The 6680-nt window shown below is 75.0% G+C and carries 6 protein-coding genes and 1 pseudogene; all 7 read left to right on the forward strand.

What is annotated here, in order from left to right; translation table 11 throughout:
• Positions 1–138: 138 nt before the first annotated feature.
• A complete protein-coding gene (locus V7793_RS30660) occupies positions 139–1059 on the forward strand; it encodes a Rossmann-like and DUF2520 domain-containing protein (protein WP_336012667.1) in 921 nt (306 codons plus the stop codon).
• On the forward strand, positions 1056–1922 hold the full coding sequence (panC, locus tag V7793_RS30665) for a pantoate--beta-alanine ligase (RefSeq protein WP_336012670.1): 867 nt from the start codon (positions 1056–1058) through the stop codon (positions 1920–1922). The genes V7793_RS30660 and panC overlap by 4 nt, the downstream gene beginning before the upstream one ends.
• The gene (locus tag V7793_RS30670) at positions 1919–3631 is read left to right on the forward strand and encodes an L-aspartate oxidase (protein ID WP_336012672.1); all 1713 of its coding nucleotides are present in this window, start codon (positions 1919–1921) and stop codon (positions 3629–3631) included. The genes panC and V7793_RS30670 overlap by 4 nt, the downstream gene beginning before the upstream one ends.
• Positions 3628–4671 carry a carboxylating nicotinate-nucleotide diphosphorylase gene (gene nadC, locus V7793_RS30675; protein ID WP_336012675.1) on the forward strand — a complete coding sequence of 348 codons (1044 nt, stop codon included), beginning with the start codon at positions 3628–3630 and terminating at the stop codon, positions 4669–4671. The genes V7793_RS30670 and nadC overlap by 4 nt, the downstream gene beginning before the upstream one ends.
• Positions 4671–5468, forward strand: a complete 798-nt coding sequence (locus V7793_RS30680) for a type III pantothenate kinase (protein WP_179082020.1) — start codon at positions 4671–4673, stop codon at positions 5466–5468. The genes nadC and V7793_RS30680 overlap by 1 nt, the downstream gene beginning before the upstream one ends.
• Positions 5469–5550: 82 nt before the next feature.
• Complete coding sequence (locus V7793_RS30685) at positions 5551–6189, forward strand: hypothetical protein (protein WP_336012681.1); 639 nt, start codon at positions 5551–5553, stop codon at positions 6187–6189.
• Positions 6190–6299: 110 nt separating this feature from the next.
• Positions 6300–6680, forward strand: a pseudogene (locus tag V7793_RS30690) (hypothetical protein); the annotation flags it as partial.

Genomic DNA, 6680 nt, shown 5'->3' on the forward strand with positions numbered 1-6680 from the left:
GCGCCCCCGGCCCGCCGGCCGCCCGTAGCGTTGTCCACAGGGCTGGGGACGGCCCGGGACCGCCCCTCGCGCCTCACGTAGCATGACGAAGGAATCGTCCGGTACCCGCCGCGGACTGGAACGGAAGGCCATCGCCGCGTGAACGCACATACCCACCCGGAGCACCCGAGCCCCCAGGACCGACCCGCCCGGCTCACCGTCGGCGTCGTCGGCACGGGCCGCGTCGGCCCGGCGCTCGCCGCCGCGCTCCGGCTCGCCGGGCACCGCCCGGTCGCCGCCTCCGGAGTCTCCGACGCCTCGGTGCGGCGGGCCGCCGCACTGCTCCCGGAGGTCCCGCTCGTCACCCCCGCCGAGGTGCTCGCGCGCGCCGAGCTGGTCCTGCTCACCGTGCCCGACGACGCCCTGCCGGGCCTGGTCGCCGGCCTCGCCGAGACCGGCGCCGTCCGCCCCGGTCAGCTCATCGTGCACACCTCGGGCCGGCACGGCACCGCCGTGCTCGACCCCGCCCGCCGCGCCGGGGCCCTGCCGCTCGCCCTGCACCCCGCCATGACGTTCACCGGCACCCCGGTCGACGTCGACCGGCTCGCCGGCTGCTCCTTCGGCGTCACCGCCCCCGACGAGCTGCGGCTCGCCGCGGAGGCCCTGGTCATCGAGATGGGCGGCGAGCCCGAGTGGATAGCGGAAGAGTCCCGCCCGCTCTACCACGCGGCCCTCGCCCTCGGCGCGAACCACCTGGTCACCCTGGTCGCCCAGGCCATGGACCTGCTGCGGACCGCCGGCGTCGGGGCGCCCGACCGCATGCTCGGCCCCCTCCTCGGCGCCGCGCTCGACAACGTCCTGCGCAGCGGCGACGCCGCCCTGACCGGCCCGGTGGCCCGCGGCGACGCCGGCACCGTCGCAGCGCACATCGCCGAGCTGCGCGCCCACGCACCCCAGGCCGTCCCCGGATATCTGGCGATGGCCCGTACGACCGCCGACCGCGCCCTCGCGGCCGGCCTGCTCAAGCCGGAACTGGCGGAGGACCTGCTCGGAGTCCTCGCGGACGGAGGCACCGCATGACCACCCAGCTCACCCGCGACGCCGAGGAGCTGAAGGCCCTCCCGCGCGGGGGCCGCCGCGCCGTCGTGATGACGATGGGCGCCCTGCACGAGGGCCACGCCACCCTCGTCCGCGAAGCGCGCCGGCTGGCCGGGCCGGACGGCCAGGTCGTCGTCACGGTCTTCGTCAACCCGCTGCAGTTCGGCGCGGGTGAGGATCTCGACCGCTACCCGCGCACCCTCGACGCCGACCTCGCCCTCGCCGGGCAGGCGGGCGCCGACGCCGTCTTCGCCCCCTCCGTGGACGAGGTCTACCCCGGCGGGGAGCCCCAGGTCCGCATCACCGCCGGCCCCATGGGCGAGCGCCTGGAAGGCGCCTCCCGCCCCGGGCACTTCGACGGCGTGCTCACCGTCGTCGCCAAGCTCCTGCACCTGAGCGCGCCGGACGTCGCGCTGTTCGGCCAGAAGGACGCCCAGCAGCTCGCCCTGATCCGCCGCATGGTGCGCGACCTCAACTTCCCCGTGGAGGTCGTCGGGGTGCCGACGGTCCGCGAGGACGACGGCCTCGCACTGTCCAGCCGCAACCGCTACCTCTCCGAGGCCGACCGGGCCACGGCGCTGGAGCTCTCCCGGGCACTGCTCGCCGGTGCCGCCGCCGTGGACGGCGGCGCGGCCGCGGTCCGCGGCTCCGCCCGCGGCATCCTGGAAGCGGCGGCGAAGCTGGAGCCCCCCGTCCTCCTGGACTACCTGGCCCTGGTCGACCCCTCCGACTTCACCGAGGTCCCCGACGACTACGCGGGCGAAGCCGTGCTGGCCGTCGCCGCCAAGGTCGGCACCACCCGTCTGATCGACAACGTCCCCCTGCAGCTCGGAGCCGAGCGATGACCGGCATACGCCTCCATGCACCCAAGCCCGGCTGGTCCGTCGACGCCGACGTGGTCGTCGTGGGCTCCGGCGTCGCCGGGCTCACCGTCGCCCTGCGCTGCGCCGCCGCCGGCGCGAAGGTCACCGTCGTCACCAAGGCCCTCCTGGACGACGGCTCCACCCGCTGGGCGCAGGGCGGCATAGCGGCCGCGCTCGGCGAGGGCGACACCCCCGGGCAGCACCTGGACGACACGCTCGTCGCGGGCGCCGGCCTGTGCGACGACGAGGCCGTGCGCACCCTGGTCACCGAGGGTCCCGACGCGGTGCGCCGGCTCATCGCCACGGGCGCGCAGTTCGACACCGACGCCGGGACCGGCGCCATCCTGCTCACCCGCGAGGGCGGCCACCACCGGCGCCGCATCGCCCACGCGGGCGGCGACGCCACCGGCGCCGAGATCTCCCGTGCCCTGGTCGAGGCCGTGCGGGCGGCGGGCATCGAGACCATCGAGCACGCCCTGGTCCTCGACCTCCTCAAGGACGCGGACGGCCGCGCCGCGGGCGTCACCCTGCACGTCATGGGCGAGGGCGAGCGCGACGGCGTCGGTGCCGTCCGGGCCCGGGCCGTCGTCCTCGCCACCGGCGGCATGGGCCAGGTCTTCTCCGCCACCACGAACCCCGCCGTCTCCACCGGCGACGGCGTCGCCCTCGCCCTGCGCGCCGGGGCGGAGGTGTCCGACCTGGAGTTCGTCCAGTTCCACCCCACCGTGCTGTGGCTCGGCCCCGACGCCGAGGGCCAGCAGCCGCTGGTGTCGGAGGCCGTGCGCGGCGAAGGCGCCCACCTCGTCGACGCGGACGGCCACCGCTTCATGGTCGGTGCGCACGAGCTCGCGGAGCTGGCCCCGCGCGACATCGTCGCCAAGGGCATCATGCGCCGTATGCAGGAGCGCGGTGCCCAGCACATGTACCTGGACGCCCGGCACTTCGGCGCCGAGATGTGGGAGCACCGCTTCCCCACGATCCTCGCCGCCTGCCGCACGCACGGCATCGACCCGGTGACGGAGCCGATCCCGGTCGCGCCCGCGGCGCACTACGCCTCCGGCGGCGTCCGCACGGACCTGCTCGGCCGCTCCACCGTCCCCGGGCTCTACGCCTGCGGCGAGGTCGCCTGCACGGGCGTGCACGGCGCGAACCGCCTGGCGTCGAACTCCCTGCTGGAGGGCCTGGTCTTCGCGGAGCGCATCGCCGCCGACGTGACCGCCGGCCTCCGGAAGGCGGGCGGTCCGGGCGAGGCCCTCCCGCCGGAGGCCTCCGCCGCCGGCACGGTGCTCGCCGGCCCGAAGGCCCGCCTGGAGATCCAGCGCATCATGTCGGAGGGCGCCGGGGTCCTGCGCTCCAGGGAGAGCCTGGAGCGGGCCGCCGCCGAGCTGGCGCGCATCGACGAGGACGCCGCCGCAGCGCTGGAGGCGCCCGGCACGGAGAGCTGGGAGGCCACCAACCTCCTGCTCGTCGCCCGCGTCCTCGTCGCCGCCGCGCTCCGCCGCGAGGAGACCCGCGGCTGCCACTGGCGCGAGGACCGCCCCGACCGCGACGACACCGCCTGGCGCCGGCATCTTTTGGTGACCCTGCGCCCGGACCGTACGCTCTCGGTCTCCACCACCGGGACGGCGGCCTTCCCGTCCGTCACGCCCGACCTGCCCACGACCGGCGCCGAACCGAGGAGCACCACGTGACCACCCCGAACGAACTCCCCCTCCACCAGATCGGCCAGGACATCCAGGTGAACCTCGAGACGGCCACCGGCGGCTGCGGTGACGGCTGTGGCTGCGGTGAGACGTTCGCGGAGGACGCGCTGGAGTGCGGGCTCGACCCGGACCTGGCCCGGCTGCTCGCCGAGGCCGGCCTCGACCCCCTGCAGATCGAGGACATCGCCCACCTCGCCATCGAGGAGGACCTCGACGGCGGCCAGGACGTCACCACCGTGGCGACCATCCCCGCCGACGCCGTCGCCACCGGCGACTTCACCGCCCGCGAGGACGGCACCGTCTCCGGCCTGCACATCGCCGAGGCGGTCCTCTCGGTCGTCTGCACCGAGGAGTTCGAGGTCGAGCGGCACGTCGAGGACGGCGACCGGGTGACCGCCGGCCAGAAGCTGCTCACCGTCCGCACCCGCACCCGCGACCTGCTCACCGCCGAGCGCAGCGCGCTCAACCTCCTGTGCCGCCTGTCCGGCATCGCCACCGCGACCCGCGAGTGGGCCGACCTGCTGGACGGCACCAAGGCCGCCGTCCGCGACACCCGCAAGACCACGGTCGGCCTGCGCGCCCTGGAGAAGTACGCGGTGCGCTGCGGCGGCGGCGTCAACCACCGCATGTCCCTGTCGGACGCGGCGCTCATCAAGGACAACCACGTGGTCGCGGCCGGCGGCGTGGCCGAGGCCTTCAGGGCCGTGCGGGAGGCCTTCCCCGGCCTGCCCGTCGAGGTCGAGGTCGACCGGATCGACCAGATCCCGCCCGTCCTCGCCGAGGGCGCCAACCTCATCCTGCTGGACAACTTCACCCCCGACCAGACCCGCGAGGCCGTCGAACTCGTCGCGGGCCGCGCCCTGCTGGAGTCCTCCGGCCGCCTCACGCTCGTCAACGCCCACGCCTACGCCGAGACCGGCGTGGACTACCTGGCGGTCGGCTCGCTGATCCACTCGTCCCCGATCCTCGACATCGGCCTCGACCTGCGGGAGCGCGACGAGGACGATGCGCAGGAGGAAGCGGCCTGATGCTGCTCACCATCGATGTCGGCAACACCCATACGGTCCTCGGCCTGTTCGACGGCGAGGAGATCGTCGAGCACTGGCGGGTGTCGACCGACGCCCGCCGCACGGCCGACGAACTGGCGGTCCTGCTCCAGGGCCTGATGGGCATGCACCCGCTGCTGGGCGAGGAGCTGGGGGACGGCATCGACGGCATCGCCATCTGCTCCACGGTCCCCGCCGTCCTGCACGAGCTGCGGGAGGTCACCCGCCGCTATTACGGGGACGTGCCCGCGGTGCTGGTCGAGCCGGGTGTGAAGACCGGCGTGCCGATCCTGATGGACAACCCCAAGGAGGTCGGCGCCGACCGGATCGTCAACGCCGTCGCGGCCGTCGAGCTCTACGGCGGCCCGTGCATCGTCGTGGACTTCGGCACGGCCACCACCTTCGACGCGGTCAGCGCCCGCGGCGAGTACGCGGGCGGCGTGATCGCCCCGGGCATCGAGATCTCGGTGGAGGCGCTGGGCGTCAAGGGCGCGCAGCTGCGCAAGATCGAGCTGGCCCGCCCGCGCGGCGTCATCGGGAAGAACACGGTCGAGGCCATGCAGTCCGGCATCCTCTACGGCTTCGCCGGGCAGGTGGACGGCGTCGTCGAGCGGATGGCCCGCGAGCTCGCCGACGACCCCGACGACGTCACCGTCATCGCCACCGGCGGCCTGTCGCCCCTGGTGCTCGGCGAGGCGTCCGTCATCGACGAGCACGAGCCGTGGCTCACGCTGATCGGCCTGCGGCTGGTCTACGAGCGGAACGTCTCCCGCGCGTAGCACGCAACCAACCGTCCGTTTCAACTGTCCTGTCAGCTGCGGAACCTGATTCCGTATCCGACGGGCATGGGGTGTGTGGGGAATGAAGCGGACAATGCGGTGGTCGGTGGTCCCCGCAGCAGCGCTGGCGGCCGGGCTGGGGCTGTGCGCCGGCCCGGCGCAGGCCGGAGCGGCGGCCCGCGCCGACTACCAGGCCATCGCCCATCCGGTCGTCGGGCAGGTCGGCGAGACCGTCGAGGTCGAGCTGGGGGTCAGGAACGGCGGACCCGGCCCGGCCGGCGGGCGGCCCGGGCACGGCGCCGGCACGTACGAGGTGACGCCGCCGCCCGGGACGACGATCGTCGCGACCCCGCACAGCGGCATCCGGCAGCCCTGTGTGGTGAAGGCGGGCCCGTCCGCGGAGCCCGGTTCGTACATCTGTTCCATCGGGGAGAACTTCACCGCCGGGGAGCGGGAGACGCTCGGCTTCCGGGTCCGCATCGACGAGAAGGTCGACGGCGCCGAGGGCCGGGTCCGCGTCCTGGACCGCGACGGGGAGCCCGCTGCGGACCCGGACCCCGGCAACGACTCGGCGCCGATCCGCGTCGAGGTCGTGGACCGGGTGCCCCAGCCGTACGCCGAGCCGGCCACCAACAGCACCCTGCTGCTCGCCACCACCTCGGGGACCGCCGTCTCGGCGGGCGCCATCGCGCTCGGGGTCACCCGCCGCAAGCGGCGCTGACCGCGCGGGCACCCCGTGGATTCCCCCGGATTCCCGGAGTGGCCGACTCGTGCCACGCCGTAAATATCCAGCTAGGCGAAAATTGTCCGTTTAGCACTTAAAGTCGGCGCATGCCCACGCCCTATGGATCACGCGGCGGCATGGCGTTCAGCGCGGACGAACTGCGCGTGCTGCGCCGAGCCCTCGCCATCGCCCTCCATCCCCACGCCGTCCCCGGGCGCCCCGGCCCCGAGCGCGCCGCGGAGGCGCGCGACTGCCACCGGCTCGCCGCGGCCGTGGACGAGGCCGTGCTGGAGAGCGGAAGGCTGCGCGCCTTCCTCCTCGCCGATCTCGCCCGCTACCGCGCCGCTCTCCCCGGCGCCGCCTCCGGCTACGCCGAGCGCCTCCAGGACGCCCTCGCGGCGGGCTACCGGCCGCGCACGGAGGACCTCGACGCCCTCCGGGCCCTGTGCTCGGTCCCCTCGGCAGGGCCCGCCACGGCCGGCTACCGG

This window comes from Streptomyces sp. KLMMK (assembly GCF_036961605.1).
In the GTDB taxonomy this organism is placed as follows: Bacteria; Actinomycetota; Actinomycetes; order Streptomycetales; family Streptomycetaceae; genus Streptomyces; species Streptomyces telluris.

Bases quoted from the DNA above. Each gene is read 5' to 3' on its own strand.
- panC (WP_336012670.1), top strand. From the start codon at position 1,056: ATGACCACCCAGCTCACCCGCGACGCCGAGGAGCTGAAGGCCCTCCCG.
- V7793_RS30670 (WP_336012672.1), top strand. From the start codon at position 1,919: ATGACCGGCATACGCCTCCATGCACCCAAGCCCGGCTGGTCCGTCGAC.
- V7793_RS30680 (WP_179082020.1), top strand. From the start codon at position 4,671: ATGCTGCTCACCATCGATGTCGGCAACACCCATACGGTCCTCGGCCTG.
- V7793_RS30685 (WP_336012681.1), top strand. From the start codon at position 5,551: ATGAAGCGGACAATGCGGTGGTCGGTGGTCCCCGCAGCAGCGCTGGCG.